Raw genomic sequence first — 24,688 nt, forward strand, 5'->3', positions numbered from 1 at the left:
CACATACCCCGTAGGAGCGGGCTCTGTGGCGAGGGGGCTTGCCCCCGTTCGGCTGCGAAGCAGTCGCAAAGCTTTTAGGGCCGCTTCGCGCCCCAACGGGGGCAAGCCCCCTCGCCACAGAGCCACCATGTCCCCGGTCCAGACAAGCCCGCTCCCACAGGGGATTTGTGTTGTCGTTTCAACGCCGTGTAATCACCACCTCCAGGTATTCACTGGGCACCACCAGCGACCGCTTCCCCGCCCGGTTCAGGCGATTGAGCAGTTCGGTCAGGTCGTTTTCCAGGGCGGTGCCCCCTTCGGGTGGCAGGGTCGCAAAGGCCTTGTGAACCGGGCCATACCAGGTACGGAAGGTATCGATCCAATGCGCGGCCGAGCGATAGCGGAAGTTGAACAACCGCCGCGTCACCTGGAGCTGGAAGTCGCGCTGATCAAACTGTGAGTGCAACCAGGCTTCGGTGCCCCAGTTCGAAGGGGGTTGCGCGCCTGGCGGTGGTGGCAGGTGGCGGCCCAGAGTCCTGAACACCTGGCCGATGAAGCCTTCAGGCGTCCAGTTGGCAAGACCGATCCGTCCGCCACGACGGCACACCCGCGCCAGTTCCGCTGCGGCCTTGGGCTGATCGGGGGTGAACATCACACCAAAGGTCGAAAGCACGGCATCGAAACTGGCGTCCTCGAACGGCAAGTCCTCGGCATCGGCCACCTGAAAAGTCACGTCCAGATGTTCTGCCCGAGCGCGGTCTTCGCCGCGCTCAAGCAGCTTGGCCACGTAATCGGTGGACGTGACCTTGCAGCCCCGGCGCGCGGCAGCGAGCGTTGCGTTACCGTTGCCGGCGGCGACATCCAGCACCTGCTCATCACAAAGCAAGTCACAGGCCTCGGCCAGTTGTTCCCCGACAATCTGCAGGGTAGTGCCGATCACGGCGTAGTCGCCGCTGGCCCACGAGGCCATTTGCCGGTTTTTCAGGGCAGTGAGGTCAATGGGTGTGCTCATGAAATCTGCTCCGTTGCGGGTTGGAACGCGTCCGGCTCACTCCGCCGTGGTGGGATCGATGACGTTCATGACCCGGGACACGCTGTTGATGGGAAATTCACCCTTTTGGGCGTGCTCCCTGATCAGTCCCTCATTCGGCGCGATGTACACGCAGTAGATCTTGTCGCCCGTGATGTAGCTCTCCAGCCACTGCACCTCTGGCCCCATCTCGCGCAATACATCGCAGGACTTTTGCGAAATCGCCTTGAGCTCCTGTTGCGGCAGTGCGCCAGCGCCTGGAAGCTCGCGTTCAATAATGAATTTAGGCATGACAACTTCCTTTTCTTGAGGGTGATGACAGGGTCGGCAATGATCCTGTCGTCCACAAACTATCGCTCCCGGATACGCCGGCGTCCTGCCAATCGTCCGGAGAATTCACGAAACAGGGGATTCTCCGATGCGTGGTCGCCATTTGTAACGCCGCCTTGACAGATTGGCTTGCGTCGCCGAAACGGGTTAAGCGGCAGGCGGTTTGGCCTCTTCCAGCAATTGCCGGATCATCTGCTCCTGAGTCTCATACCGTCCCTCGCCAAAATGGGTGTAACGCACCTGCCCCTTGGCGTCGATCAGGTAATGAGCGGGCCAGTACTGGTTATTGAAGGCGCGCCAGATCGCGTAGTTGTTGTCGATCGCCACCGGATAGGTGATACCGAGTTTTTTCACCTGATCGCGGACATTGTCGATGATGCGTTCGTAGCCATATTCCGGGGTGTGCACGCCGATCACCACCAGGCCCTCTTTCTCGTATTTTTTCGCCCAGTCCTTCACGTAGGGCAAGGTGCGCTGGCAGTTGATGCAGTCATAGGTCCAGAAGTCCACCAGCACCACTTTGCCGCGCAGGGAGTCGTTGCTCAGTGCTGGCGAGTTGAGCCATTGGACCGCGCCAGCGAGTGACGGCATCGCGCCCTTGGCCGCGTCCAGGGTCGAGTCGGCCTTGACCTTGCTGACGACGTAATCGATGACTTTCGGTACGCTTTCCAGCAGGCGCTGTTCAACCGTGGTGACACCTTCGGACGAGGTACTGGCGAGCAACTTGTTGTCGGTGCCAGTGGCGATGACTGCGGCGGCGACCAACACCGCACCCCCCGTACCGCGCCGCAGCCAACCGGTCAGCGGAATCGACGGTTTCAAGCGATTGACCAGGCCGCGACCGGCGAAGATCAAAGTGCCCAGGGACAACGCGCTGCCCAGGCCGTACGCCACCAGCAGCAGACTGGTCTGAGCGTTGGCGCCTTGCAGCATGGCGCCGGTGAGAATCACGCCGAGGATCGGCCCGGCACACGGCGCCCAGAGCAACCCGGTGGCGACGCCGATCATTACCGAACCCGACGGGCCAGACATTTTGCGAGTGTCGGGATCAAGGCGATTGCCCAGCAGCACGAACGGGCGCGCCAGCCAGCCACCCATGCGGGCAGAGATCAGCGACAGGGCAAACAGCACCATCACGATCAGCGCCACATGACGGCCGGTGTTGCTGGCTTGCACCACCCAATCACTGCTGACCACCGCCAGGCTGGAGATCAGGGCGAAGGTCAGGGCCATGCCACCGAGGGTGAGCAGGATGGAAGAACGCGTGCGTTTCGCCCCGGCAAACAGAAACGGCACGACCGGCAGGATGCAGGGGCTGAGGACGGTCAAAATACCGCCCAGGAATGCGATGAGAAACATGGGGATCACCTTGAGAATGTGAAGGGCGATACACCGCAATTCCCACACTGGGACGGCGGGAATTGACAGAACCGGGCCAGGCTTCAGCCCTCCAGCTGCTGGCCCTGCGGCGTCCGGCTGTAGCCATTTTCGGCAACCAGTTGCCCTTGCGGTGTGCGGCTGGAACCATCCTCGGCCAGCAGCGGCGTCAGTTGGAAGCAGGTGCTGTTGCCACAACTGCTCTGTTCAACCACAGCGTTGGCATGGGCGACGGCGCCTGCTACGGAGAAGACGATGGCGGTCAAAACGCGGGTAATGTTGTTCATGATGTTCTTCCTGTTGCAAAGGGGATGGGTAATCGAAAGACTCAGTTGCCTTCGTTGCAGCCGTCAGCGAATTTGCTGTAATCCAGGACCCGGGTTTGGCCTTGGGAATCCAGGTAGGTCATCCGGGCATTCACAATCCCGCAGGCAGGTGTGGCGTCCTGTTTCATCGACAGCACTTTCTGGATGTCCAGGTGGGTGCCGTAGGTGTAGGTTTGAGGGGTGACTTCGGCCTCCGCCCGGGCCGACAAGGTACAAATGTTCAGGGCGGCAAACAGGCAGGCGGCGTACACGGCTTTGGTGTTCATGGTGGTTTCCTCTGGGCTTCCATAGGTCAATCGTTGATTGAGCCGAGGCGGTTGGGTGTGCCTCGATGGAACCTATTTGAAACCCGCGAGGTATCTCGTCTGTGTCTGGAACAGGCGCGAGTAAATCGCTGTGTATCGACGCCGGCCTGCGATACACAGCGATACAAAACCCCTGAAACCGGCTGTTTTTTTGCATCCCCGTGTATCCGCCCAGACGCCAGATACACTGCAATACAATCGACGGCAGGCGAGCGGGCCATGGCTCGATAGACTGCGCGACAACTCCCCTTCAAGAGGCTTCAGCATGGAACACGTCGATCACATTCTCATCGTGGACGATGACCGCGAGATCCGGGAACTGGTAGGCAATTACCTGAAAAAGAACGGCCTGCGCACCACCGTGGTGGCGGATGGACGGCAGATGCGCTCGTTTCTGGAGTCCACGCCGGTGGACCTGATTGTGCTCGACATTATGATGCCGGGGGATGATGGCCTGGTCCTCTGCCGCGAACTTCGCGCCGGCAAACACAAGGCCACGCCAGTGCTGATGCTCACCGCTCGCAACGATGAAACCGACCGCATCATCGGCCTGGAAATGGGTGCCGACGATTACCTGGTCAAACCGTTCGCCGCCCGCGAATTGCTCGCCCGCATCAACGCCGTGCTGCGCCGCACGCGGATGCTGCCACCGAACCTGATCATCACCGAAAGCGGTCGCCTGCTGGCGTTCGGTCGCTGGCGCCTGGACACCTCGGCCCGGCATTTGCTGGATGAGGACGGCACCATGGTCGCCCTCAGCGGCGCGGAGTATCGATTGCTGCGGGTGTTCCTCGATCACCCTCAGCGGGTGCTCAATCGCGACCAGTTGCTCAACCTGACTCAGGGCCGCGATGCCGACCTGTTCGACCGCTCCATCGATTTGCTGGTGAGCCGCTTGCGTCAGCGTCTGCTGGACGACGCCCGGGAACCGGCCTACATCAAGACCGTTCGCAGTGAAGGCTATGTGTTTTCCCTGCCGGTGGAAGTGCTCGGTGCGCCGTCATGAACCTTGCGCTGCACTGGCCCCGCACGCTGGCGTCGCGGCTGTCGCTGATTTTTCTGATCGGTCTGATCCTCGCCCAGGCGCTGTCCTTCGGCGCTCAGTACTATGAGCGTTATCAAAGTGCGAAAAACACCATGCTGGGCAATCTGGAAACCGATGTCTCGACCTCCATCGCCATCCTCAACCGCTTGCCCGCCGAAGAGCGCCCGAACTGGCTACAGCGTCTGGAACGCACCAACTACGGCTATCTGTTGAATGAAGGCTCGCCGGGCACACCGATCGCGGCCCGCGATGTGCCGATTGCAGTCACCTCGATTCAGTACGCCATCGGCCGTGATTACCCGCTGACCTTTACCGACATCCCCGGCCCGAAAAAACACTTTCAGGCCCACCTGAAACTCAAGGACGGCAGCCCTGTGACCATTGATGTACGGCCTTCGATGGTGCCGTTGTCGCCGTGGTTGCCGGCGGTGTTGCTGGGGCAACTGGCGCTGATGATTGCCTGCACCTGGCTGGCGGTGAGAATCGCCATCCGCCCGCTCACCCGCCTCGCCCAAGCGGCGGAAACCCTCGACCCCAACACCCACGCCATCCACCTGGATGAAAAAGGCCCCACCGAAGTCGCCTACGCAGCCAGAGCCTTCAATGCAATGCAGGCGCGCATTGCGGCGTACCTCAAGGAACGCATGCAACTGTTGGCGGCGATTTCCCACGACCTGCAAACCCCGATCACCCGCATGAAACTGCGCGCCGAATTCATGGAAGACTCCAGCGAAAAAGACAAACTGTGGCATGACCTCGGCGAGATGGAACACCTGGTTCGCGAAGGCGTGGCCTATGCCCGCAGCATTCATGGTGCCACCGAGGAAAGTCGCCGCACCGATCTGGATTCATTCCTCGACAGCCTGGTGTTCGATTATCAGGACATGGGCAAAGACGTGCAGCTCGACGGCAAAAGCGCAGCCGTGATCAACACCCGGCCGCATGCGTTGCGTCGGGTGCTGGTGAACCTGATAGACAACGCGCTGAAATTCGCCGGTGCCGCAGAGTTGTGGGTAGAAACGAAGGCTGATGGCTTGTCAGTGAAGGTGATGGACCGTGGGCCGGGGATTGCCGAAGAGGAATTGGCGCAGGTGATGGAACCGTTCTACCGCGTGGAAAATTCGCGTAACCGCAGTACGGGAGGGACCGGGTTGGGGTTGGCGATCGCGCAGCAGTTGGCCATTGCGATTGGCGGGTCATTGAAATTGAGCAATCGCGAGGGGGGTGGGTTGTGTGCGGAGCTCAGGTTGCCGACACCTCACTAAACACTACGAGTCCTGTGGGAGCGGCCGGCCTATCCAACATTGATGTTGGCTGACACTCCGCGATCGCGGGCAAGCCCGCTCCCACAGGGATATCGGTTTTTTGGGAGATTGTGGGCAGTCAGGCGACTATGCCGATCACCCCTTCCCCGTGCATCTGCCGCAATAACGCCAACCCGTTGTCGATAAAATCCGGCGCCCCGACCATCTCCGCCTCCACCGCCAATCCTTCCAGCTGCGCTCGACCATTGAGCTGAGGAAACGCTTCGATCCGCTGCAACAACCGCCACGCCAACGGGCTCAGTTCGGAAAACCGTACACCCCAATCCTCGGCCCTATGAACCAACAGTAACGTCGGCTGAACGGACGGCGTGTCCGGTCGGTAATCTGGCCCCACCCTCTGCACCGGCCAGCCATACGCCAATGGCCAGGCCAGCGGCGAAACCTGCAACGGTCGATCCAGCAGCAATGCGGCATCGCCGGTCGGCAACGGCTCGGCGTCGGATTGTTGCAGCGCCATTTCGACCCATTCGTAATGCGCCAGCTCGACCATGAATGGCGGCCACGGTCCATCGCACAACACCTGTGGCTCGGAGGCGAGGAATTCCACAAATTCCTGGGCAACCTCACCGAATTTTGGCGTTTGAGCGCGATAGTCCCTCAGGAAGATCCGCACCAATGCACGCCAATGATCATCGCCAAGCACCTTCACCAGCACGGGAAAAGTTCCGCGCAGTAACGACGACAGATTCGAAAACACCAGGTCGCGATAAACCTGCGCCCGTGCCACGTCCATCTCCGCGGGCGGCGCACAGTGTTCAGGGTCGCGCAAGTAACGGGTCAATGTGTCTTGCTGCTGATAGAGCGTCGGCTTAGCCATGATTCACCTCACCTTGCAGGCGGCGAATGGTCTGTAACTCGCTCACCAGGTCGGAAAATTGGGGAAAGTTGAAATCCCGTTCCAGCAGTGTCGGTTGCACACCAAACCGCACGTAGGCCTCGGCCAGCAGCGACCAGACCACCGGTTTGACCGAGGCGCCATGGGTGTCGATCTTCAGCGTGTCGGACTCATCAAAATGCCCCGCCACATGCAGGGCAACCACCCTCCCCGCGTCGACGCCGGCCAGAAAGGTCTGCGGATCGAAACCGTGATTGATCGAGTTGACGTAGACATTGTTGACGTCCAGCAACAGGTCGCAATCGGCTTCACGCAACACTGCGTTGATGAAGCTCAGTTCGTCCATGTCCTGTTGTGGCGCGGCGTAGTAGGAGATGTTTTCCACCGCCAGGCGCCGACCGAGAATGTCCTGTGACTGGCGAATTCGGCCGGCAACGTGATGCACCGCTTCTTCGGTGAACGGCAATGGCAGCAGATCGTAGAGATGCCCGTCATCGCTGCAGTAGCTCAGGTGTTCGCTGTACAGCGGCACGTTGTGCTGATCGAGGAAAACCCGCACCTCTTGCAGGAACCCGACGTCCAGCGGTGCCGGCCCGCCCAACGACAAGGACAAGCCGTGACAGGACAACGGATAGCGCTCGGCCAAGGCGCGAAAAGCCGCGCCATGAGCACCGCCGATGCCGATCCAGTTTTCCGGCGCGACTTCCAGAAAGTCGAAAGCGCCCACCGGGGCCGCTTGAAGATGCTTCATTAAACCGCGGCGCAAGCCGAGCCCGACGCTCGTCTTCGCTGATATGAGGGGAGTTTGCATGGTGTCGATCTCATCCTGGGATCCGGTCTCCAGCGTCTGAAAACTCAGTGCCAGCCGGCAAGCCCAGTCAAGTGCCGCGGTGTGTCGGGTGTGTGTTCACAAACGCCGCTCTTCTCAGGCCACTGTATCGGACAGGCAGTCAGATACAGTGGGATACACGAACTAGACTTATTGATTACCCCCGCAGGGGCCAGGACACCGTTATCGTCCTGTTCATTCCCACGATCACCGCCCAAAGGTGCATGCCTCGACAAACAATGCCTCTGGACTCTGATCCTGCTGAAGGAGCACACATGATGGACGAGGCCAGACTCAATGATTTCATGGGCAAACTGGTGAACGACATGGGTGGCGCGGCGATGCTGGCCAACGTCATCCTCGGCGAAGAGCTCGGCCTGTACCGGGCCATGGCCGACAGCCAGCCTGTCACCCCCGAAGCACTCGCCGAAAAGACCGGCTGCAACACCCGCCTGCTGCGCGAATGGCTCAGCGCCCACGCCGCCTCCGGTTACATGGAACACCGGGACGGCCAGTTCCGCCTGCCCGAAGAGCAAGCCATGGCGCTGGCGATCGAAGATTCACCGGTCTATGTGGCCGGCGGTGTCGGCGTGGTTGCCTCGTTTTTCCATGACAAGGACAAACTGGTCAAGGCCATGCGCGGCAACGGCGCCCTGCCCTGGGGCGATCATCATCCGTGCATGTTCAGCGGCACTGAACGGTTCTTCCGCCCTGGGTACAAAGCGCATCTGGTCAATGAATGGCTACCGGCACTTGATGGAGTGGTCGCCAAACTGGAAGCCGGCGCCAAGGTGGCGGACATCGGCTGCGGCCACGGCGCCTCGACCGTGATCATGGCCCAGGCGTTTCCCAATTCACGGTTCGTCGGTTTCGATTACCACGCGCCTTCGGTCACCGTCGCCACCCAGCGCGCCGAAGAAGGTGGCGTGTCCGGCCGGGCGCGGTTCTTCCAGGGCACCGCGAAAAGCTATCCGGGCGACGACTATGATCTGGTCTGCTACTTCGACTGCCTGCACGATATGGGCGACCCGGTCGGCGCCGCAAAACATGCCTATGAATCGCTCAAGCCCGACGGCTCGGTGCTATTGGTAGAGCCGTTCGCCAACGACACGCTCGATGCCAATACCACGCCGGTGGGACGACTGTTTTATGCCGCCTCGACCTTTGTCTGCACGCCTAACTCGCTGTCCCAGGAAGTCGGCCTCGGGCTCGGCGCCCAGGCGGGTGAGGCACGGTTGCGCAAGGTCTTCACCGAAGCGGGGTTCACGCAGTTCCGGCGGGCCACGGAAACGCCGTTCAACCTGATACTGGAGGCGCGTAAGTAAACACTGCTGACTGCTGATCGTAGGAGCTGCAGAAGGCTGCGATCTTTTGATCTTCAGCGATTTCAACATCGCCGAATCAAGATCAAAAGATCGCAGCCTTCGGCAGCTCCTACGGGGCCGTGTTGGATTTCAAAGGGAAAGCTGTTGGCCAAGGTTTTCGGCTTTGAGAATATCGAACAGCGCCTGCGCCGCCGCCGACAGTTCATGCCCCGTCGTCAGCACCCCGATTGCCCGTTCCACCACCGGGTCGCGCAGGGTGATGCAACGCGCGCCCAGCTCGCGCATCTGCCCGGCGCATAGGGCCGGCACCGCACTGACGCCCAATCCGCTGGCGACCATCCGCCCGACCGTCGCCAATTGATGGCTTTCAAATTCCACCGGCAATTTCATGCCGCGCGCCTGCAAGTGCTCTTCGAGCATCACCCGCACCGTCGATGGTCGCTGCAAAGTAATGAATGGCTCCTTGAGCAAGGACTGCCAATCGATGTCAGCCAGCTGCGCCAGCGGTGAATCGAGGGGCACTACCGCCACAAACCGGTCGATGTACAACGGGGTAAATTCCAGCGACGAGCTCTGGGTCGGTTCGAACGCTACGCCCAATTCCACCTGACGGTCGCGAACCATTTCCAGCACCTGCTCGTTGATCACGTCGTTCACGGTGACGTTGACCTTGGGGTAGCGCGCGCGAAAGGTCTTGAGGATCGGCGGCAACAGGTTGCCGGCAAACGACGGCATCGCCGCCAGCGTCACGCGGCCGCGCTGGAGGGTGAAGCGTTGGCGCAGTTCATCCTCGGCATTGTCCCAGTCTGCGATCAGCCGACGAGCCAAAGGCAGCAACGATTCGCCTTCGGCGGTTAGCGCAACATTGCGGGTATTGCGCGTGAACAAGCGCCCGCCCAAGCCTTCCTCCAGCGCCTTGATGGTCAGGCTCAATGCCGACTGGGACAGGTGCAGCCGCTCGCATGCCACGGCAAAACTCAAACTCTGGGCCACGGCGAGAAATGCGCGGATCTGTTTGACGGTCATGGCCACGGTCTCCACGGTAAGGAATATCCCATGTAGGAGCTGGCGAAGGCTGCGATCTTTTGATTTTCGGCTCCCCTTGAAGGTGTTGAAGATCAAAAGATCGCAGCCTGCGGCAGCTCCTACGCATTATTGAGTTTTATCCATCAATCAACCTTAAAAATCAACTTAACAAATCAATCATCCAGCGAGACACTCCTTCCCCATCCGGCTAGCCAGCCGCCCACAAAGAATAAAAGAGGTGCATATGGCAGGGTTCGACAAGCGCGTGTATTCCTACGAGGAAGCGATGGCAGGTCTTGAAGACGGCATGACTGTGATTTCTGGCGGCTTCGGCCTGTGCGGGATTCCGGAAAACCTCATCGCCGAGATCCAGCACCGTGGCACGCGCGATCTCACCGTGGTCTCCAACAACTGCGGCGTCGACGGTTTCGGCCTCGGCGTATTGCTGGTAGACCGGCAGATCCGCAAGGTGGTGGCCTCTTACGTCGGCGAAAACGCGCTGTTCGAGAAACAGCTGCTGAGCGGCGAAATCGAAGTCGTCCTGACCCCTCAAGGCACCCTCGCCGAGAAAATGCGCGCAGGCGGTGCCGGCATCCCGGCGTTCTTCACCGCCACCGGCGTCGGCACTCCGGTGGCCGACGGCAAGGAAGTGCGTGAATTCAAGGGCCGCCAATACCTGATGGAAGAGTCCATCACCGGTGACTTTGCCATCGTCAAAGGCTGGAAAGCCGACCATTTCGGTAACGTGGTCTATCGCCACACCGCCCAGAACTTCAACCCGCTGGCCGCCACCGCCGGCAAGATCACCGTGGTCGAAGTCGAAGAAATCGTCGAACCCGGCGAGCTGGACCCGTCGCAGATTCACACCCCAGGCATCTACGTCGACCGGGTCATTTGCGGCACGTTCGAGAAGCGCATCGAACAGCGCACCGTGCGTAAGTGATCCCCTGCCCCCGGACCGAATGAAGGAATAACAACAATGGCACTTTCCCGCGAACAAATGGCTCAACGCGTCGCCCGCGAAATGCAGGACGGCTACTACGTGAACCTCGGCATCGGTATCCCGACCCTGGTCGCCAACTACATCCCGGAAGGCATGGAAGTCATGCTGCAATCGGAAAACGGCCTGCTCGGCATGGGCGCCTTTCCGACCGACGCCGAAGTCGACGCCGACATGATCAACGCCGGCAAACAAACCGTGACCGCGCGTATTGGCGCGTCGATTTTCTCGTCCGCCGAATCCTTCGCGATGATTCGCGGCGGCCACATCGACCTGACCGTGCTGGGTGCGTTTGAAGTGGACGTCGAAGGCAACATCGCCTCGTGGATGATCCCTGGCAAACTGGTCAAGGGCATGGGCGGCGCAATGGACCTGGTGGCCGGTGCGGACAACATCATCGTCACCATGACCCACGCCTCCAAGGACGGCGAGTCGAAACTGCTGTCGCGTTGCAGCCTGCCGCTGACCGGCGCCGGTTGCATCAAACGCGTATTGACCGACCTGGCTTACCTGGAAATCAAGAACGGTGCGTTCATTCTCAAGGAGCGCGCGCCGGGCGTCAGCGTCGAGGAAATCGTCGCCAAGACCGCTGGTAAACTGATCGTGCCTGACCACGTCCCGGAAATGCAGTTCGTTGCCCAGTGAGGAATTTTTCCATGCAAGAAGTCGTAATCGTTGCCGCCACTCGCACTGCCATCGGCAGCTTCCAGGGTTCGCTGGCGAATGTGTCTGCCGTTGACCTCGGCGCTGCGGTGATCCGCCAGTTGCTGGCGCAGACCGGGCTGGACCCGGCGCAGGTCGATGAAGTGATCATGGGCCAGGTGCTGACCGCCGGTGCCGGCCAGAACCCGGCGCGTCAGGCCGCGATCAAGGCCGGCCTGCCTTTCGCCGTGCCGGCCATGACCCTGAACAAGGTCTGCGGCTCGGGCCTCAAAGCGTTGCATCTGGCGGCGCAGGCGATTCGCTGCGGCGATGCCGAAGTGATCATCGCCGGCGGCCAGGAAAACATGAGCCTGGCCAATTACGTCATGCCGGGCGCCCGCACCGGTTTGCGCATGGGTCACGCGCAGATCGTCGACACGATGATCAGCGACGGTTTGTGGGATGCGTTCAACGATTACCACATGGGCATCACCGCCGAGAATCTGGCGGAAAAATACAGCCTGACCCGTGAACAGCAGGACGCCTTCGCTGCCGCCTCCCAGCAAAAAGCCGTGGCCGCCATCGAAGCCGGGCGGTTTGCCGATGAGATCACACCGATCCTGATCCCGCAGCGCAAGGGCGATCCGCTGGCCTTCGCCACCGATGAACAGCCTCGGGCCGGCACCACCGCCGACTCCCTGGGCAAACTGAAAGCGGCCTTCAAGAAGGACGGTTCGGTGACTGCCGGCAACGCTTCTTCGCTGAACGACGGCGCTGCTGCAGTGATTCTGATGAGCGCCGAGAAAGCCAAGGCCCTCGGCCTGCCCGTGCTGGCGAAAATCGCCGCTTATGCCAACGCGGGCGTCGACCCAGCGATCATGGGCATCGGCCCGGTGTCGGCCACTCGCCGTTGCCTGGATAAGGCCGGCTGGTCCATCGATCAACTGGACCTGGTCGAAGCCAACGAAGCCTTCGCCGCACAATCTCTAGCCGTGGCCAAGGACCTGGAATGGGACTTGAACAAAGTCAACGTGAATGGCGGCGCCATTGCCCTGGGCCACCCGATCGGTGCCTCGGGTTGCCGGGTGCTGGTGACGTTGTTGCATGAAATGATCAAGCGCGATGCCAAAAAAGGCCTCGCCACCCTGTGCATCGGTGGTGGTCAGGGCGTGGCGTTGGCGATCGAACGAGCTTAAAAGCTTCGCGAGCAAGCCCGCTTGTATGATGAGACTTGAAAAACGACACCTGTGGCGAGGGGGCTTGCCCCCGTTTGAGTGCGTAGCACTCACAAAATCTTTGGTGCATCCAAGATTTTGGGGTTGCTACGCCGCCCAACGGGGGCAAGCCCCCTCGCCACAAACTCTGATCCTCAGGCGAATTTCACCAGGTTCAAGACTGGCAACGGTCCGCCCGGAAACTGCACCAGCCGCGCTCCGACACTCAGCTCGCCCAGATCAATCCCGAAGAACCCCAACCGCTCGATCAATGCAGCCACTTGTGCCTTGGCCTCGGCATCGTCACCTGAGAGAAAAAGCACCCGCCGACCGCCCTCCGCTTTCGGGTCGCTCTCAAGCAGATGCGCCTGCAGGTGATTGAATGCCTTGACGACCCGCGCACCGGGCACCCATTCGGCAAACACTTCGCTGGACGGACGGCCCTGCAAATCCACCGCTTTGAACGATGGCGCCTCGATCGAATTGTTCGCATCGATCACAATTCGCCCGTCAAAATCTGGCAGCCCGGCCAATGCCGTCGGTAACTTCGACCAATTCACCGCGACCAGAACGATCGGCTGCGCGGCCGCTTCTTCACGGGTGCCGGCCCGCGCTGTCGGCCCGAGTTCTTCTACCAGCGCGGCCAGGGTTTGCGGGCCGCGGCTGTTGGCGATGACGACTTCAATGCCCTGACGGGACAGTGCTTTGGCGAAGGCTTTACCGATGGCGCCAGCGCCGATGATTCCGATTGTGCTCATGGTGTTCACTCCGTGGTGGGTTGATGGAGTGAATACTGCGCTTGTCATTACGACTTGATTAGAGGGTAATAGCTTGAATCATCTTCAAGCATTAATAGCAGGTGCCCGGAATGGAAACCCTCGCCAACCTCGAATCTTTCGTGCGCAGCGCCGAAACCGGCAGCTTCTCCGCCGCCGCGCGGCTGCTGGCACTGACACCCGCCGCCGTCAGCCGCAACGTGGCGATGCTCGAACGCAACATCGGTGTGCGGCTATTCCAGCGATCGACCCGCAAGTTGTCGCTGACCGAAGCCGGGGAGCGTTTTCTGGCAAGTATCAGCGGCAATCTGCAAGCGTTGCAGGCAGCGATCAGTTCGGTGTCCAGTGATCGCGGGGAGCCGGCGGGGGTGCTCAAAGTCAGCCTGGCGCCAACGTTCGGCATTGGTCATGTATTGCCGTTGTTGCCGGCATTTCTGGCGCGCTACCCGCTGATTCGTCCCGAATGGCATTTCGAAAATCGCCAGGTGGACCTGATCGCCGAAGGTTATGACGCAGCCATCGGTGGTGGTTTCGAACTGACGCCCGGAGTCGTCTCGCGGACGTTGGCGGCGGCGCATGTGGTGGCAGTGGCTTCCCCGGCCTACATGGCCGGGCGCACGCCGCCCGACAACCCGGCGGACCTGGCTCGTTACAACGGGATTGTGATGCGTGGCGTGCGCACCGGGCGACTGCGTCACTGGGTCATGCGCGATGGCGCGGGCAATGAAGCAAGTGCCGAGCTGAGTGACAACATCGTGCTCAATGACCCGGCCGCCATGCGCGAAGCGGCCCTGCTCGGCCTCGGAGTGACGCTGCTGGTGTTGCCCGATGTCGCCGCCAATATTCAGCGTGGCGAACTGGTGCGCTTGCTGCCAGGCTGGCATGCCGACGCGGGGCCGATCTCGTTGTATTACCCAAGCCGCAGTTTGATGCCGGCCAAGACCCGGGTGTTTATCGATTATCTGGTCGAGGCGTTTGGGCGGGAGACCACGTAATCGTTCTTCGCGAGCAAGCCCGCTCCCACATTGATCGGGGTTGATCACACATTTTGTGATCGGCACAGTTCCAATGTGGGAGCGGGCTTGCTCGCGAAGAGGCCCGGCCAGGCAAGACACCTCTCGACTCAGAAACCGCCCTGAGCAATCCATCACCCGCAATGCTAACGTGGCCGGCTCACACCGAATGGAGACGCGTGCGTGCTGATGCTCAAACTGCTGGTGATTCCGGGATTTCTGTTGATGATTTCCCTGGCTGGAAAACGCTGGGGCCCAAGCGTGGCCGGTTGGCTGTCGGGGTTGCCGGTGGTGGTGGGGCCGATTCTGTTCTTCCTCGCCATTGAGCAGGGCCAGCTGTTCGCTGCTCAGGCCGCGACGGCGGCGCTGTCGGCAATGTTCGCGATGATTGCTTTTTGCGTGACCTACGCCCAGGTTGCACAACGTTTGAGCTGGCCGTGGACGCTGACGATTTCGCTGCTGGTCTGGGCCTTGGCGGCTATTGTGCTGTCGCTGATTCCGCCGTCTCTGGTGTTCTCGGTAATCGCGGCCGCCACCGCATTACTGGCCGCGCCGTACCTGTTTCCCTCGGTGCAACCTATCGTTTCAGGCCCGACGCCGAAGTCCGACAAACTGCTGCTGCGCATGCTGGCCGGCGCCCTGCTCACATTGGCTGTGACGTTGCTGGCCAGCACCGTCGGCGAACGCTGGAGCGGGTTGCTCGCGGTATTCCCGGTGCTGGGCAGTGTGATGGCGGTGTTTTCCCAACAGACTCGTGGGCCTGCTTTTACTGCGGCGTTGCTCAGGGCGACGGCGACGGGGATGTATTCGTTTGCGGCGTTTTGTCTGGTGTTGGCGCTTGCGCTGCCGCAGTTTGGGTGGCAGGGGTTTGTTTTGGGCGTGGGAGTATCGATGGGAATGTTGTTGATCACGAAACGCTTGCTTTTGCGATCTGGAAACAATGCACCAGGAACACGAAAGCTGCGCAAGATGAATGGATAGCCTTGGCTTTTCAGCGGTTAGACATCACGCCGGCACAAACCGCAGGCATTACGGCATGATGCGTCCCGTCCTTTCCCCATGAAGAGGCCGTTTTTCTTGAACGATTGCGAGGGTGGCACAGAGTTCGGTGACTCAGGCATGATGCGAACTTCAGCCAACGGAGAGGCGTATTGAGCAGCAACGATAGCCCATCGGTTTCACTGGCCCTGCGTTCGTATTCGGGTCAGGTCGAGCTGCATGATCACGACTTCCATCAAGTCGTGCTACCGCAGTCCGGCGCCATGGACATCGAGGTTGACGGCCAGGGCGGCAAAGTCGACTGGAGCCAGGGAGTGGTGATTCCCGCCGGTGCGCGTCATGCGTTTCTGGCGCAGAAGGCTAATACCTTTTTGGTGCTCGACGTGCCAGCGGCGCCTTTCGGCGGGCAGCAGAATATCGATTTGTCGAGCAGACTGCTGGTCGACAAACTCTTCTTCCCGGTACGCCCGGAAATCCGCCATTTGCTCGATTACGCCGCCCGCAGCGCGCCGATGCTGATCAGCTCGCCTCAGGTGGCCGAATCCTGGAGCACGTTGCTGTTGTCCTCTCTGACGCTGCCCTCCAGAAACATCCCCGATCAGAGCCAGTTCACGCTCGCCCGGGCCCTGGCCTGTATCGAAAGTAACCTGGACAGCGCGCTCACCGCCACGGGCATCGCGCGGGTGGCCGGAACCAGCGAACGGCGCCTCTACGTGTTGTTCGATCAGCACTTGAAGACCACACCTTTCGCGCACATTGCGAGCTTGCGCCTGAACAGAGCCATCGAGCTGCTTTGCGAGACCGCGCTGTCGATCACCGAAATCGCTCATCGGGTCGGCTATGCCGATCAGAGTGCCCTCACCCATGCGCTGAAAAAGCACCGTGACCTCACCCCGGCCGCCGTCCGCAGAAGTTCACGCTTGGCGTGAATCCGGCAGGCCTGAACAAATCTTCAGCAGTTTCCGTCAATACCTTCCCCACCAGACCTTTCTATCATCGCCTCACTGACATGAAGAATCAGACGAGGCACAGATGAGCGAAGCGACGCAGACAACCAAAACACTTCGGTCCGCCAAGACCGCGACATCCGCCACTGCCGTCGGTGTGATCGCAGTGTTCCTATGGTCCTGCCTGGCGTTATTGACCACCCTTACTGAAGGCATTCCCCCCTTTCAGTTGCTGACCCTGAGCTTCGGCGTCGCGTTTGTGGCGAGTCTGTGCATTCTCGGGCGACGCGGTGTGGCAGGGTTTCGCAGCTGGAACCAGCCCTGGTCGGTGTGGGCGGTCGGTTTTCTCGGGATCTTCGCCTACCACGCGCTGTATTTTTTCGCCCTCAAAGCCGCTCCAGCCGCCGAGGCCAGCCTGATCGCCTACTTGTGGCCGCTGCTGATTGTGCTGCTCTCGGCCTTCACCGCCGGTGAACAGCTACGCAAACGCCAACTGCTCGGTGCGCTGCTGGGGCTGGCCGGAACCGCATTCATCATGCAGCAGCGTGCTTCGGCGGAAGTCGCCGACATGCCGGTGGCCGGCTACCTGGCCGCATTCGCCTGCGCGTTGGTCTGGTCGTCCTACTCGGTCATCAACCGGCGCTTCAACGAAGTGCCAAGCAGCATCATCGGCGGCATCTGCGGCCTGGTCGCGGTGGCAGGTCTGGTCTGTCATCTGGCGTTTGAGACCTCGGTCACCCCCGACTCCGGCCAATGGGCGGCCATCGTCGGCCTCGGCCTGGGGCCAGTGGGGCTGGCGTTTTTTGCCTGGGATCACGCGACCAAGCACGGCAGCCTGTCGATGCTCGGCGCACTGTCGTACCTCGCGCCACTGATCTCGACCCTGCTGTTGGTGGCCATCGGGCAAAGCCATGCCAGCCCGTTCCTGATTATTCCCGCCCTGCTGATTATCGTCGGCGCCGTTATCGCAACCTCGCGAACAGGTCAGCCCAAAGCCTGACATCAATGTTGTAAAGGAGCTGTGGAGATGGACCTGATTGCCTCTGAAGGAACAAAGCAATACGTAGTCCGCCATTACGACAAGGAGTGGAGCGCCGAAGACATCGAAAAAGCCCGCATGGAACTGCTGGTGCGCGCCAACGGTGCCGATCGGGTCAGGAAGATGGTGCGGCGTGGGACGTGGCCGGTGGATGCTTGAGAGAGCGCTTGCCCCCTCGCCACAACCAACTCATTCGCCAGTACTGCGTAACCAGTCAGCACATTCGCGCTGGAGTGCTTCCTGACCTCCATGGGATGATCGCCGTCAAAGCGCGGATCATCCACTGGAGAGTTTGAATGTCATTATTGAGTAAAAAAGCCGTTGTTCTGCTGCTGATGGCGACTACCAGCCTGGGTGCCTTGAATGCGCAGGCGGCCAAGGCCACTGCCGGCGACAAAGCGCCGGCCGAGAAGGTCTCGATGCTCGGCGGCAAGTTCACCTTCACCCTGCCCAAGGGCTTCATCGCCAACCCGCTGCCAGCCGGCGATGCGGCCACCGGCACTGCTGGGGCGACGGGTACGATGTACACCAACCAGACCACCAAAACCGTGGTGATCGCCGCGGAAAACACCATCCCCGGCGGCGTTAACGTCAAGGACAACGACGGTGAATTCCTCGACAACACCGTGTCCGCGTTCGCCACCGAGCAACGCAACGCCTTGCCGGATTTCAACAAAACCAGCGAAAAAAGCCTGACTCAGAAAGGCACGGGCCTGGGCCTTCGGCAGATCGACAGCACCGCCACCCAGGGCGGTGGCATGACGCTGGACAGCACGTTGATGGCCGCTTCCGGAACGCGCATGGCCATTGTTCAGATCATTTCGCGCCCCAATGACAAAACCGGCCACGAAGCACTGGTGAAACAAATCGTCAGCGGTAAATAGGCCCGACCGATTCAGGGATTTTTGCGCTGCAACCAAGCGCTCAAATCCTGCATCTCGGGGGCGCTGATGCTGTGACCGACACCCGGATAGGCATGAAACTCGGGCTTGAGTGACAGGCGCTGCAACAGGCTGTCGGCTTCAGTACCGTCGTTGTAGGGCAGGAGTGTGTCGGCGGTGCCATGACCAATGAAAATCGCCAGTTGCTGGCGTTTTTCATCCGGTTTGAGTTCGGACTTGAGCACCGGCAGAATTCGCCCGCTCAGTGCCGCAATTCCACCCACCGCCTCGGGATGACGCAATGCGACCTCGTAGGACATCATCGCGCCTTGGCTGAAACCCACCAGGAATACCTTGTCCGCATCGGTGTGATATTTATTCGCCGCTTGTGCGACAAAATCCCGCAGCATTTGGCCGCTGGCCTTCAGGTCGTCCGTCTCACCGTTATAGGCGCCCTCGCCCTTCTGGCGAAACCACTGGTAACTGCCCTCTTCCATCGTCATCGGTGCCCGCACCGACAGGTAGTTGTACTGCGGCGGCAATTGATCCTTGAGGTCGAACAGGTCCTGCTCGTTACTGCCGTAACCGTGCAGGAAAATCACCAGAGGTTGATTGCGGGATTCAGCGTGGGCCTGCTCCAGGTACTTGAGCGGCAGATCGGTGTGCAGCGGGGTTTGAGCGTGGACGGCGGTGGACGCCAGGAGCGTGAGCAGAGCAAGTAACTTCAACATAAACCTTCCTTCACAGCGCGCAGGATTCGGGGCAAAGCCTAACACTGTGAAGCATGCTGGGGCATTTCAGGTGTTGCTGAAGCCGCCATCGCGAGCAGGCTCGCTACCACAGGTTTCTCATCTCAATAGTGCGAGCATAAAAAAAGTGGCCACCGCGTCAACAGTGGCCACTTTTTTCTACCGCCTATTAATGGCCGTAAACATCAAAATTGAAATACTTGTCCTGCACTTGCTTGTACTTGCCGTTGGCGCGGATTTCAGTGATGGCGGTGTTGAATTTGTCCGCCAGCTCTTTATCACCCTTGCGCACAGCGATGCCGGCACCGCCGCCAAAGTACTTGGCGTCTTCATAGGTCGGGCCAACGAAAGCAAAGCCTTTGCCGGCGTCGGTTTTCAGGAAACCTTCGTCCAGGTTGACCGAGTCGGCCAGCATCGCGTCGAGGCGACCGGCGACCATGTCCAGGTTGGCTTCCTGCTGGGAACCATAACGCACCAGGTTGATGCCGGCGGGTACCAGCACTTCTGTGGCGAAACGGTCGTGGGTGCTGGCGCGCAACACACCGACTTTCTTGCCTTTGAGCTCGGTCAGCGGGTCCTTGACGTCGGTGCCCTCCTTCATCACGAAGCGCGCCGGGGTGTGGTAGTACTTGATGGTGAAATCGACGTTTTTCTTGCGATCGTCGGTGATGGTCATGGACGACAGGATTGCGTCGATTTTCTTGACCTTCAGGGCTGGGATCAGGCCATCGAATTCTTGCTCGACCCAGGTGCATTTCACCTTCATCTGCTCACACAACGCATCGCCGATGTCCACGTCGAAACCGGTGAGTTTGCCGTCCGGGGTTTTCATCGAGAACGGCGGGTAGCCGGCTTCGATACCGAGGCGAATCGGCTTGGCGTCATCGGCCACGGCGGTCAGGGACAACATCGACAGTGCCAGGGCACCGAACATCATTCGCTTCTTCATTTATAACTCCTGTGTATGGAGGTTTTTTATTGGCAGCTTTCGATTGGCAACTTTCGGTAGATGAAAACCGAAGTGGCGGGCAGTCTAGAGTGGCTTCAGAAGGGCAAATTGTGTTTAGGCGACAAATACTTATAGAAAAACAGCCGAGGGTTTCAAGGTACTTGAAGCGTGCGCCACGGTGGTGCAAGGGCTGTAGGACAATCCTTTGTTTCAGACAAAACCTGGGGCGGGCCTTATGAATCCAATGCCGGGCCGACGTGGCCGGAAGCGGAGCCGAAATTGGAATTGGATGGATTTTTGTGGCGAGGGGGCTTGCCTCCGTTCGGCTGCGAAGCAGTCGTAAACCGGTTAATGCGGTGTATCCGACAAAATCAGGTGGCAGGGTTTGGGGCCGCTTCGCGACCCAACGGGGCGATGCGGCGTTCCGACAAGCCCCCCGCCACAGTTGATCACCTGTGTCTGAATTTCAGCATTCGCAACCAATGACCGCCGTTGCGGTGCGTGCAACCGAAACACTCAATGCAAACCCTTCATCCAGCCACCCCGTTACCCCGCCGATCATTTCCTTGACCGGGTAACCCAGTGCCGCCAGCTTCACCGCGGCTTTGTTAGCGCCGTTGCAGTGGGGCCCTGCGCAATAGACCACGAACAGCGTGGATGTCGAATAAGCCGCCAGGACGTCAGCCGTGATCAGCCGCCCGGGGATGTTGATCGCGCCTGGCACATGTCCGCGTTCGAACGCCAACGGTCCACGCACGTCGACCAGGACAAAATCCACCTCGCCGGCCTGTTGGCTGCCGTAGACGTCGGAACAATCGGTCTCGAAGGTCAGACGGTTACTGAAGTGCATCAGGGCGATGGCGGAGGGGGCGGCGGGAATTTCGCGAACCAGGCTGCGCATGGGCTGTACTCCAAAGTCTTGATGGGTGTGGGAAGACTTTATCTGCCCCGCGCTTACCGCTACAGTGGCGCACAAGACACTCACCGGGAACTTTCCGCCAAATGCAGCCCACCCCTGGATTGGTCGCGATTCTGGCCTATGACGGCCTCTGCACTTTCGAATTCGGTATTGCCGTGGAGATCTTCGGCCTGGCGCGACCGGAGTTCGATTTCCCCTGGTATGAGCATCGAATTGTTGCCGTCGACCAGGGGCCGATGCGGGCCATGGGCGGCATTCAGGTGCTGGCCGACGGCGGGATGGAACTGCTGGAACAGGCGCGAACTATCATCATCCCCGGCTGGCGCGATCGCAGCGCAGCGGTGCCTGAACCTTTGCTCTCCGCCCTACGCCAGGCCCATGCCCGGGGCGCCCGATTGCTGTCGATCTGTTCGGGGGTATTCGTGCTGGCGGCCACCGGTTTGCTGGACGGCCACGGCGCCACGACACATTGGCGCTATGCCAGGGAACTGGCCGAGCGTTATCCGGACATTCAGGTGGACCCGGACGTGCTCTATGTGGATTCAGGCCAATTGATCACCTCGGCTGGCAGTGCCGCGGGCATCGATGCCTGCCTGCACCTGGTCGCGCGGGATTTTGGCACGCAGGTGGCCAACTCAGTGGCGCGACGCCTGGTGATGTCGCCGCAACGCACCGGCGGTCAGGCGCAGTTCATTCCATCACCGGTCAGCCCGACGCCGCGCAGCGATCTGTCGCGAGTCATGCAATGGGCGCGGGAACGTCTGCACCAACCGCTGGAAGTTCGCGACCTGGCCAGCGAAGCGGCCATGAGTGAACGCACATTCCTGCGGCGGTTCACCGAAGCCAGCGGCCTGTCGCCCAAGACCTGGTTGCAACATGAGCGCCTGGCCCGTGCCCGCGAGTTGCTGGAGAGCACCCGCCAGAACACCGAGCAGATTGCCCAGCACTGCGGTTATCGTTCGGTGGAGAGTTTCCGGGTGGCGTTTCGCAGCGTGGTCGGCGTGCCGCCGTCGGTGTATCGGGAGCGGTTTGGGCGAGGTAAAGGCGATTTGTTGAGGTGTTATTCAGGGCCTCTTCGCGGGCAAGCCTCGCTCCTACAGGAGTCTTGCCACAGATCCACTGTAGGAGCGAGGCTTGCCCGCGAAGGCGTCACCCCAGACACCCCTTATCTCAAGGCTTGCGCAACAGATACGTATCCATAATCCACCCCTGTGCCAGGCGCGCCGCCTTGCGCACTCGCTCGATCTCATCCGCGACATCCTTGAGCTTGCCACTGATCAAAATCTCATCCGGCGTCCCCAGGTAAGCCCCCCAGTAAATCTCCGTCTCCTGATCGGCCACCTGATGGTAGGCATCTTGCGCATCCAGCATCACCACCAGGCTATCGGCGTCACTCACCTGCCCCGCCGCCAATCGCCGACCGGTGGTGATTTCAATCGAGCGACCGATGCGGTTCAGCGGCACTTTATGTTGCGCCGCCAACGCTTGCACGCTGGTGATACCGGGGATGACTTCGAACTCGAACACACACCGGCCCGACGCCAGAATCGCCTGCAGAATCCGTATGGTGCTGTCGTACAACGCAGGATCGCCCCACACAAGAAAACCAGCGCACTGGTCGTCGGTCATTTCCTCGTTGATCAGCCGCTCGAAGGTCTGCTGCTTGGCGCGGTTCAGGTCTTCGACGCTGGCCTTGTAGTCCACATCCCCGCGCTCCCGCTCAGGGCTGTGAGCTTCAACGAAGCGGTAATCGCGATCGGTGATGTAGCGCTCACAGAGCTCGCGGCGCAGCTCGATCAGTTGGTCCTTGCTCGAACCCTTGTCCATGAGGAAAAACACATCGACGCGGTTCAGCGCCTTCACCGCCTGCATGGTGATGTAGTCGGGATGGCCGGCGCCGACACCAATGACCAGAAGGTTTTTCATCAGCATGTTCCCTCAGGTTGCGTACCCATCAAACGTAACCGCCAGCGACCGTTGAACCGCAACTCGATGGCCGACAACGGCTCGACGTCGATCTGGTTGAACGCCGCGCCCTGCACCACTTGCATCAGGGCGGCGCGAATGACAAAAGGATGGGTGATGGCAACGACATGCCCCGGCGTCGCTTCAAGGCTATTCAACCACGCAGCCACCCGCTCACCGAGTTGCGCCACCGATTCTCCACCGTGGGGTGCCGAGGTCGGGTCACTGAGCCAGACCTGGAGTGCCTCCGGTTCAGTTGCTTGCAGGTCGTCGATCGACAGGCCTTTCCAGCGTCCGAAATCGCACTCCGCCAGTGCCGCAACAATCTCCACATCGTGGCCAAACAGTTCAGCGGTTTGTCGGGTCCGCAGTTCTGGGCCACAGAGTAAACGGAGGGGACCCTTGAACTGGCGGCAACGCGAACCCTGCGCCGAATGCCAATCCATTTCCAACGGCTCATTCGTAGGAAAACGCGCCAATTTTTGTGCGACGGTTCGAGCGTGGCACATCAGGGTCAAGCGGGTCGCCTGCACGGAAGAATCTCTCTGGATGGGATGGAAAAGTGCCGCTGACAACCGGCTCATTGTGCCGCAAGAAATACGCTCAGAATGCATTCCCTGTAGCAGCTGCCGAGCCCGCGAGGCTGCGTTCGGCTGTGAAACAGTCGTTAATCGGCTGACGCAGTTTGCCTGATACACCGCAAGTTCTGGGTTTACGACTGCTTCGCAGCCGAACGCAGCCTCGCGGGCTCGGCAGCTGCTACGGACCAAGTGACGGCTTGACTTGTCCATTTTATCCCTGAGCAGGGCCGATATCTCACACCGCTATGAGCGATGTCCTACAAACTCAGTCGACATCCGCGTAGCCCACGGCGCACGGGGGTTTCGCCCGATTCCTGGGATTGGAAAATCCTCGCGAAAATTCACTAGACATGTAGCACACGCTACATAAATACTGTTTTAGCAATTTCTGAAACGAAACCGACACACTCATCCAGCAGGAGCCCGGATGCCCCCTCTCAGAGACCTGATCACCGATCCCGGCCTGGAACTTACGCCATCGGAACGCAAAGTCGTACGCGCTTTGCTGGATCAGTACCCGCGCAACGGACTGGGTCCGATGTCACGTCTGGCCGAACATGCCGGTGTCAGCGACCCGACCATCGTGCGGCTGGTGAAGAAGCTTGGCTTCAGCGGTTACGCCGACTTTCAGGACGCCTTGCTCCGCGACATGGATGACCGCCTGCGCTCCCCCAGTACCCTGTTGCAACCCCGCGCCCATCTCAATAAAGATGACCCTTGGGGCCATTATCTGGCGAACACCCATCGGGCATTGGTCGAGACCCAGGCGCTGACCCAACCCGAAGATGTACGAATTCTCATCGAATGGCTGCTCGACACCCGCCATCAGATCCATTGCTTTGGCGGCCGCTTCAGCAGCTTCCTCGCCCACTATTTGCTCAACCACCTGCGTCTGTTGCGGCCCGGCTGTTTTGCCCTGGAAGACAACGCGCAATTGCCGGACCGGCTGTTCGACGTGCAGCGTCAGGACATGGTGCTGGTGTTCGATTACCGCCGCTACCAGGCCCAGGCCCTGCGGGTTGCCAATGCGGCAAAGAGTCGACATGCGCGGGTCGTGCTATTCACCGATATCTATGCATCACCGCTGCGAGAAATGGCCGACCTGATCATCAGTGCACCGGTGGAATCGACGTCGGCCTTCGACTCGATGGTTCCGGCGCTGGCCCAGGTTGAAGCACTGGTGGCCTGCCTGTCCCTGCGCAGCCCCGATCTGGCCGATCGCCTGGAAGGCATCGATGCCCTGCGGACCGACTTCGACACTCACCTGCTGGAGGATAAATAA

27 protein-coding genes and 1 pseudogene are annotated in these 24,688 nt (G+C 60.4%); 14 read left to right on the forward strand and 14 right to left on the reverse strand.

Annotated features, from left to right (window positions below):
• Positions 1 to 178: 178 nt before the first annotated feature.
• The 5 genes from FHW68_RS01855 to FHW68_RS01875 all read right to left on the reverse strand — a co-directional run bounded on the left by FHW68_RS01855 (position 179) and on the right by FHW68_RS01875 (position 3,308).
• Positions 179 to 991, reverse strand: coding sequence for a class I SAM-dependent methyltransferase (locus FHW68_RS01855; RefSeq protein ID WP_095635175.1), 813 nt, complete (start codon positions 989 to 991; stop codon positions 179 to 181).
• 36 nt (positions 992 to 1,027) lie between these two features.
• Positions 1,028 to 1,300, reverse strand: a complete 273-nt coding sequence (locus FHW68_RS01860) for a DUF4242 domain-containing protein (protein WP_095635176.1) — start codon at positions 1,298 to 1,300, stop codon at positions 1,028 to 1,030.
• Positions 1,301 to 1,486: 186 nt separating this feature from the next.
• Positions 1,487 to 2,698: a cytochrome c biogenesis protein DipZ gene (locus FHW68_RS01865; protein WP_183678396.1), complete on the reverse strand. Its 1,212-nt coding sequence runs from the start codon at positions 2,696 to 2,698 to the stop codon at positions 1,487 to 1,489.
• 83 nt (positions 2,699 to 2,781) lie between these two features.
• A complete protein-coding gene (locus tag FHW68_RS01870; RefSeq protein ID WP_095635178.1) occupies positions 2,782 to 3,003 on the reverse strand; it encodes a hypothetical protein in 222 nt (73 codons plus the stop codon).
• Between the two features lie 41 nt (positions 3,004 to 3,044).
• Positions 3,045 to 3,308, reverse strand: coding sequence for a DUF2790 domain-containing protein (locus FHW68_RS01875; protein WP_095635179.1), 264 nt, complete (start codon positions 3,306 to 3,308; stop codon positions 3,045 to 3,047).
• Between the two features lie 304 nt (positions 3,309 to 3,612).
• Here FHW68_RS01875 and FHW68_RS01880 point away from each other — a divergent pair, with 304 nt between their 5' ends.
• Both FHW68_RS01880 and FHW68_RS01885 read left to right on the forward strand, forming a co-directional pair.
• Positions 3,613 to 4,353: a response regulator gene (locus FHW68_RS01880; RefSeq protein ID WP_095635180.1), complete on the forward strand. Its 741-nt coding sequence runs from the start codon at positions 3,613 to 3,615 to the stop codon at positions 4,351 to 4,353.
• Positions 4,350 to 5,657 (forward strand): ATP-binding protein, encoded by a 1,308-nt coding sequence (locus FHW68_RS01885; RefSeq protein ID WP_095635181.1) that lies wholly within the window; start codon positions 4,350 to 4,352, stop codon positions 5,655 to 5,657. The genes FHW68_RS01880 and FHW68_RS01885 overlap by 4 nt, the downstream gene beginning before the upstream one ends.
• Positions 5,658 to 5,775: 118 nt before the next feature.
• On the opposite strand, the gene FHW68_RS01890 is transcribed toward FHW68_RS01885, so the two are convergent.
• Together FHW68_RS01890 and FHW68_RS01895 are read right to left on the reverse strand one after the other, a co-directional pair.
• Positions 5,776 to 6,534, reverse strand: coding sequence for a DUF2063 domain-containing protein (locus FHW68_RS01890; protein WP_183678398.1), 759 nt, complete (start codon positions 6,532 to 6,534; stop codon positions 5,776 to 5,778).
• Complete coding sequence (locus FHW68_RS01895; protein ID WP_183678401.1) at positions 6,527 to 7,363, reverse strand: DUF692 domain-containing protein; 837 nt, start codon at positions 7,361 to 7,363, stop codon at positions 6,527 to 6,529. Before FHW68_RS01895 ends, FHW68_RS01890 begins: the two co-directional genes overlap by 8 nt.
• Before the next feature lie 296 nt (positions 7,364 to 7,659).
• Between FHW68_RS01895 and FHW68_RS01900 the strand changes: the two genes are divergently transcribed.
• Positions 7,660 to 8,706, forward strand: a complete 1,047-nt coding sequence (locus FHW68_RS01900; RefSeq protein WP_095635217.1) for a class I SAM-dependent methyltransferase — start codon at positions 7,660 to 7,662, stop codon at positions 8,704 to 8,706.
• Positions 8,707 to 8,835: 129 nt separating this feature from the next.
• Here FHW68_RS01900 and FHW68_RS01905 read toward each other — a convergent pair whose 3' ends face one another.
• Positions 8,836 to 9,732, reverse strand: coding sequence for a LysR family transcriptional regulator (locus tag FHW68_RS01905; RefSeq protein WP_183678403.1), 897 nt, complete (start codon positions 9,730 to 9,732; stop codon positions 8,836 to 8,838).
• Between the two features lie 244 nt (positions 9,733 to 9,976).
• Between FHW68_RS01905 and FHW68_RS01910 the strand changes: the two genes are divergently transcribed.
• From FHW68_RS01910 to FHW68_RS01920, 3 genes are read left to right on the forward strand one after another with little or no spacing between them, the layout of a single operon-like run.
• Positions 9,977 to 10,675: a CoA transferase subunit A gene (locus FHW68_RS01910; protein ID WP_007896014.1), complete on the forward strand. Its 699-nt coding sequence runs from the start codon at positions 9,977 to 9,979 to the stop codon at positions 10,673 to 10,675.
• A 36-nt stretch (positions 10,676 to 10,711) separates the two neighbouring features.
• Entirely contained in the window at positions 10,712 to 11,377 is a 666-nt protein-coding gene (locus tag FHW68_RS01915; protein ID WP_095635185.1) for a CoA transferase subunit B, read from the forward strand.
• Positions 11,378 to 11,388: 11 nt separating this feature from the next.
• Positions 11,389 to 12,570, forward strand: coding sequence for an acetyl-CoA C-acetyltransferase (locus FHW68_RS01920; RefSeq protein ID WP_183678405.1), 1,182 nt, complete (start codon positions 11,389 to 11,391; stop codon positions 12,568 to 12,570).
• A 173-nt stretch (positions 12,571 to 12,743) separates the two neighbouring features.
• Here FHW68_RS01920 and FHW68_RS01925 read toward each other — a convergent pair whose 3' ends face one another.
• The gene (locus FHW68_RS01925; RefSeq protein ID WP_095635187.1) at positions 12,744 to 13,346 is read right to left on the reverse strand and encodes an NADPH-dependent F420 reductase; all 603 of its coding nucleotides are present in this window, start codon (positions 13,344 to 13,346) and stop codon (positions 12,744 to 12,746) included.
• A 110-nt stretch (positions 13,347 to 13,456) separates the two neighbouring features.
• Between FHW68_RS01925 and FHW68_RS01930 the strand changes: the two genes are divergently transcribed.
• From FHW68_RS01930 to FHW68_RS01955, 6 genes are all read left to right on the forward strand, one after another.
• Positions 13,457 to 14,359 (forward strand): LysR family transcriptional regulator, encoded by a 903-nt coding sequence (locus FHW68_RS01930; RefSeq protein WP_183678407.1) that lies wholly within the window; start codon positions 13,457 to 13,459, stop codon positions 14,357 to 14,359.
• Positions 14,360 to 14,560: 201 nt separating this feature from the next.
• Positions 14,561 to 15,358 carry a hypothetical protein gene (locus FHW68_RS01935; protein WP_183678409.1) on the forward strand — a complete coding sequence of 266 codons (798 nt, stop codon included), beginning with the start codon at positions 14,561 to 14,563 and terminating at the stop codon, positions 15,356 to 15,358.
• Positions 15,359 to 15,528: 170 nt separating this feature from the next.
• A complete protein-coding gene (locus tag FHW68_RS01940) occupies positions 15,529 to 16,305 on the forward strand; it encodes an AraC family transcriptional regulator (protein ID WP_183678412.1) in 777 nt (258 codons plus the stop codon).
• Between the two features lie 103 nt (positions 16,306 to 16,408).
• The gene (locus FHW68_RS01945; protein WP_183678413.1) at positions 16,409 to 17,323 is read left to right on the forward strand and encodes a DMT family transporter; all 915 of its coding nucleotides are present in this window, start codon (positions 16,409 to 16,411) and stop codon (positions 17,321 to 17,323) included.
• Between the two features lie 27 nt (positions 17,324 to 17,350).
• Positions 17,351 to 17,521: a hypothetical protein gene (locus FHW68_RS01950; RefSeq protein ID WP_183679034.1), complete on the forward strand. Its 171-nt coding sequence runs from the start codon at positions 17,351 to 17,353 to the stop codon at positions 17,519 to 17,521.
• A 137-nt stretch (positions 17,522 to 17,658) separates the two neighbouring features.
• Entirely contained in the window at positions 17,659 to 18,246 is a 588-nt protein-coding gene (locus FHW68_RS01955; protein ID WP_183678415.1) for a hypothetical protein, read from the forward strand.
• Positions 18,247 to 18,257: 11 nt separating this feature from the next.
• Here FHW68_RS01955 and FHW68_RS01960 read toward each other — a convergent pair whose 3' ends face one another.
• The 3 genes from FHW68_RS01960 to FHW68_RS01970 form a co-directional block, all read right to left on the reverse strand.
• The gene (locus tag FHW68_RS01960) at positions 18,258 to 18,974 is read right to left on the reverse strand and encodes an alpha/beta hydrolase (protein ID WP_183678417.1); all 717 of its coding nucleotides are present in this window, start codon (positions 18,972 to 18,974) and stop codon (positions 18,258 to 18,260) included.
• 187 nt (positions 18,975 to 19,161) lie between these two features.
• Positions 19,162 to 19,941 carry an ABC transporter substrate-binding protein gene (locus FHW68_RS01965; protein WP_183678420.1) on the reverse strand — a complete coding sequence of 260 codons (780 nt, stop codon included), beginning with the start codon at positions 19,939 to 19,941 and terminating at the stop codon, positions 19,162 to 19,164.
• A 466-nt stretch (positions 19,942 to 20,407) separates the two neighbouring features.
• Complete coding sequence (locus tag FHW68_RS01970; protein ID WP_095635192.1) at positions 20,408 to 20,842, reverse strand: rhodanese-like domain-containing protein; 435 nt, start codon at positions 20,840 to 20,842, stop codon at positions 20,408 to 20,410.
• 101 nt (positions 20,843 to 20,943) lie between these two features.
• On the opposite strand from FHW68_RS01970, the pseudogene ftrA reads away from it, so the two are divergent.
• Positions 20,944 to 21,900 (forward strand): annotated as a pseudogene (ftrA, locus tag FHW68_RS01975) (transcriptional regulator FtrA); the annotation flags it as partial.
• Between the two features lie 130 nt (positions 21,901 to 22,030).
• Here the strand turns inward: ftrA and cobF are convergent.
• Positions 22,031 to 22,786, reverse strand: coding sequence for a precorrin-6A synthase (deacetylating) (cobF, locus tag FHW68_RS01980; protein WP_183678422.1), 756 nt, complete (start codon positions 22,784 to 22,786; stop codon positions 22,031 to 22,033).
• Positions 22,786 to 23,358, reverse strand: a complete 573-nt coding sequence (locus FHW68_RS01985; RefSeq protein ID WP_183678424.1) for a histidine phosphatase family protein — start codon at positions 23,356 to 23,358, stop codon at positions 22,786 to 22,788. The genes cobF and FHW68_RS01985 overlap by 1 nt, the downstream gene beginning before the upstream one ends.
• A 475-nt stretch (positions 23,359 to 23,833) precedes the next feature.
• Between FHW68_RS01985 and FHW68_RS01990 the strand changes: the two genes are divergently transcribed.
• On the forward strand, positions 23,834 to 24,688 hold the full coding sequence (locus tag FHW68_RS01990) for a MurR/RpiR family transcriptional regulator (protein ID WP_183678426.1): 855 nt from the start codon (positions 23,834 to 23,836) through the stop codon (positions 24,686 to 24,688).

The organism is Pseudomonas sp. Tn43 (genome assembly GCF_014192635.1).
Taxonomy (GTDB): Bacteria; Pseudomonadota; Gammaproteobacteria; order Pseudomonadales; family Pseudomonadaceae; genus Aquipseudomonas.

Bases quoted from the DNA above. Each gene is read 5' to 3' on its own strand.
- FHW68_RS01855 (WP_095635175.1), bottom strand. From the start codon at position 991: ATGAGCACACCCATTGACCTCACTGCCCTGAAAAACCGGCAAATGGCC.
- FHW68_RS01860 (WP_095635176.1), bottom strand. From the start codon at position 1,300: ATGCCTAAATTCATTATTGAACGCGAGCTTCCAGGCGCTGGCGCACTG.
- FHW68_RS01865 (WP_183678396.1), bottom strand. From the start codon at position 2,698: ATGTTTCTCATCGCATTCCTGGGCGGTATTTTGACCGTCCTCAGCCCC.
- FHW68_RS01870 (WP_095635178.1), bottom strand. From the start codon at position 3,003: ATGAACAACATTACCCGCGTTTTGACCGCCATCGTCTTCTCCGTAGCA.
- FHW68_RS01875 (WP_095635179.1), bottom strand. From the start codon at position 3,308: ATGAACACCAAAGCCGTGTACGCCGCCTGCCTGTTTGCCGCCCTGAAC.
- FHW68_RS01880 (WP_095635180.1), top strand. From the start codon at position 3,613: ATGGAACACGTCGATCACATTCTCATCGTGGACGATGACCGCGAGATC.
- FHW68_RS01885 (WP_095635181.1), top strand. From the start codon at position 4,350: ATGAACCTTGCGCTGCACTGGCCCCGCACGCTGGCGTCGCGGCTGTCG.
- FHW68_RS01890 (WP_183678398.1), bottom strand. From the start codon at position 6,534: ATGGCTAAGCCGACGCTCTATCAGCAGCAAGACACATTGACCCGTTAC.
- FHW68_RS01895 (WP_183678401.1), bottom strand. From the start codon at position 7,363: ATGCAAACTCCCCTCATATCAGCGAAGACGAGCGTCGGGCTCGGCTTG.
- FHW68_RS01900 (WP_095635217.1), top strand. From the start codon at position 7,660: ATGGACGAGGCCAGACTCAATGATTTCATGGGCAAACTGGTGAACGAC.
- FHW68_RS01905 (WP_183678403.1), bottom strand. From the start codon at position 9,732: ATGACCGTCAAACAGATCCGCGCATTTCTCGCCGTGGCCCAGAGTTTG.
- FHW68_RS01910 (WP_007896014.1), top strand. From the start codon at position 9,977: ATGGCAGGGTTCGACAAGCGCGTGTATTCCTACGAGGAAGCGATGGCA.
- FHW68_RS01915 (WP_095635185.1), top strand. From the start codon at position 10,712: ATGGCACTTTCCCGCGAACAAATGGCTCAACGCGTCGCCCGCGAAATG.
- FHW68_RS01920 (WP_183678405.1), top strand. From the start codon at position 11,389: ATGCAAGAAGTCGTAATCGTTGCCGCCACTCGCACTGCCATCGGCAGC.
- FHW68_RS01925 (WP_095635187.1), bottom strand. From the start codon at position 13,346: ATGAGCACAATCGGAATCATCGGCGCTGGCGCCATCGGTAAAGCCTTC.
- FHW68_RS01930 (WP_183678407.1), top strand. From the start codon at position 13,457: ATGGAAACCCTCGCCAACCTCGAATCTTTCGTGCGCAGCGCCGAAACC.
- FHW68_RS01945 (WP_183678413.1), top strand. From the start codon at position 16,409: ATGAGCGAAGCGACGCAGACAACCAAAACACTTCGGTCCGCCAAGACC.
- FHW68_RS01950 (WP_183679034.1), top strand. From the start codon at position 17,351: ATGGACCTGATTGCCTCTGAAGGAACAAAGCAATACGTAGTCCGCCAT.
- FHW68_RS01955 (WP_183678415.1), top strand. From the start codon at position 17,659: ATGTCATTATTGAGTAAAAAAGCCGTTGTTCTGCTGCTGATGGCGACT.
- FHW68_RS01960 (WP_183678417.1), bottom strand. From the start codon at position 18,974: ATGTTGAAGTTACTTGCTCTGCTCACGCTCCTGGCGTCCACCGCCGTC.
- FHW68_RS01965 (WP_183678420.1), bottom strand. From the start codon at position 19,941: ATGAAGAAGCGAATGATGTTCGGTGCCCTGGCACTGTCGATGTTGTCC.
- FHW68_RS01970 (WP_095635192.1), bottom strand. From the start codon at position 20,842: ATGCGCAGCCTGGTTCGCGAAATTCCCGCCGCCCCCTCCGCCATCGCC.
- cobF (WP_183678422.1), bottom strand. From the start codon at position 22,786: ATGAAAAACCTTCTGGTCATTGGTGTCGGCGCCGGCCATCCCGACTAC.
- FHW68_RS01990 (WP_183678426.1), top strand. From the start codon at position 23,834: ATGCCCCCTCTCAGAGACCTGATCACCGATCCCGGCCTGGAACTTACG.